Source organism: Streptomyces sp. LS1784, assembly GCF_020103755.1.
Lineage (GTDB): Bacteria > Actinomycetota > Actinomycetes > Streptomycetales > Streptomycetaceae > Kitasatospora.
Map to the genome: position 1 here is coordinate 1 of NZ_JAHSQD010000965.1, position 1,846 is coordinate 1,846.

Below are 1,846 nucleotides of genomic sequence, written 5' to 3' on the forward strand. Positions count from 1 at the left end.
TGGGTTCCGGGGTGGGGGTGGAGGGGAGGGTGGGGTCGGACTCCGCGGACGGGCTCTCGGTGGGGGTGGCGGCGACGGTGGGGGTGGCGCCCGGCGGCAGCGGGGACTCGGGGAGTTCCGGGGCCTCGGCCGGCTCGTCACCGCCGAGGGCGGCGAGCAGGTCGGCCGGGAGGGGGGCGGCCGGGCCGGGCGAGGGGAGGTCGTAGGCGCTGAGGAAGTCGCCGAGGCCGGGGGCCCTGCCGCCGCCGAGGCGGTAGTGCAGGTAGGCGACCGGGGCACCGTCGGAGGTGTGGGTGTAGACGGCGCCGACCGGGACGTAGAAGCGGCCGACCCCGGGGTGCTGGGAGGGGTGCAAGCCGGCCAGTCGTTCGGCGCGGTCACGGTCGGTCTCGCGGCCGGTGCGGCCGGCGGTGAGCGCGTTGACACCGCGCACCACCAGGGCTGCGGCGACGGACACGCAGAGCACCAGCCCGACGGCGACGGTGCGTCGCAGGACCGGGCGGCCGTGCAGGGCGGGCCAGGAGTCGGCCACCATGCGCTCGGGTGGGATGCCGTCCACGGTTGTCTTGCTCCCCCGTTCGGTCAGAACGCTCGATCAGGACGTCTGATCAGGACATTCGTTCGGAACGCCTGATCAGGACGTCACACTCTGCTCGACGTGGGACCGTAGCCGAGAGTTCCTCAGCCCAGGTAGGCGGGGGCGACCGCGGCCCTGGTGACCGGCTGCGCACTGCCCGAACCGTCCGCCGGGACGGTCCACAGGTCGGCGCCGTAGTCGCCGGGCAGGGCGTAGAGCAGGGTGCCGTCGCCGGACCAGAGCGCCTGGTCGTCGATGTTGCGCTGCTCGGCGGTGGCGGTCTCCGTCATGGTGGCGAGGTCGAGCACGTACAGCCGCCACGGGGCGTCGGCGGGCAGGCCGGGGACGCGCTTCTTGTACGCGACGCGGGTGCCGTCCGGCGAGAGCGAGGGGCACTCGACGTTGTCGTGCAGGGTGGTGAGGGTGCGGGCGGCGAGGTCGCCGCGGACGAGGTGGGTCTGCCCGGCGCTGGCGAGGGTGGCGTAGAAGGTGTTGTCGTCGGCGAAGGTGACGCCCCAGACGTTGATGTCGTGCGCCTGGTACGGGTGGCCGTCCAGGACGACCGCGAAGTCCTCCAGGTTCTCCCGCAGGTTCCAGTCCCGGACGTCCACGATCGAGGTGCGGGTGGAGAAGTCGCTGCCCGCGTACGAGTCGCCGCTGACGAAGACCGTCCAGGCGGCGAGGTGCCCGGACGGCGAGACCCGGGAGCGGGTGGGGATGCCGGCCGCCGGGAACGAGCGGAGTTCGCGCAGGTGGTCGTCCAGGACGACGGCGCGGTAGGTGTCCTCCAGCGCGCCGTGCTGGGCCTGGAGGCAGATGCCGGTGCCCGCGGCGGCGTGGAAGCGCAGACACCGGACGCCGGAGGCGGTGCGCGGGCCGTCGGGGCGGTCGGCGGCGACGGTGGTGATCTCGTCCCGGTGCGGGCCCCAGGCCATGTTGCGGAACAGCAACTGCCGGCCGTGGCCGGACGCCTGGAGCGAGACGGTGCCGGAGGCGACCTCCGGCCCGCCGGGCTGGACCTCGTCCCGACGGGCGGTGCGGTCGGCGGCGTAGAGCACGGCTCCGGTGCCGACGGCGCCGAGCAGCACGACGGCGACCAGCAGCACGATCACCCTGGTCCGGTTCTGCGGGTTCACGGGTTCTCCTCGGCGGCGGGGACGGGTTCGGGCTTCCCGGCAGCAGCGGCGGCAGCCGGTTCGGACGGGCGCAGCACCACCGCCGCGCCGAGCACGCACAGCGCCAGCGCCCCCGCCGACCAGCCCAGCGCCG

The 1,846-nt window shown here is 74.6% G+C and carries 1 protein-coding gene and 1 pseudogene; both read right to left on the reverse strand.

Going from position 1 to position 1,846, the window contains the following annotated elements:
• Window positions 1-559 (reverse strand): annotated as a pseudogene (locus KS423_RS44690) (hypothetical protein); the annotation flags it as partial.
• Window positions 560-681: 122 nt separating this feature from the next.
• A complete protein-coding gene (locus KS423_RS44695; protein ID WP_224285402.1) occupies window positions 682-1,713 on the reverse strand; it encodes a TolB-like translocation protein in 1,032 nt (343 codons plus the stop codon).
• Window positions 1,714-1,846 lie beyond the last annotated feature (133 nt).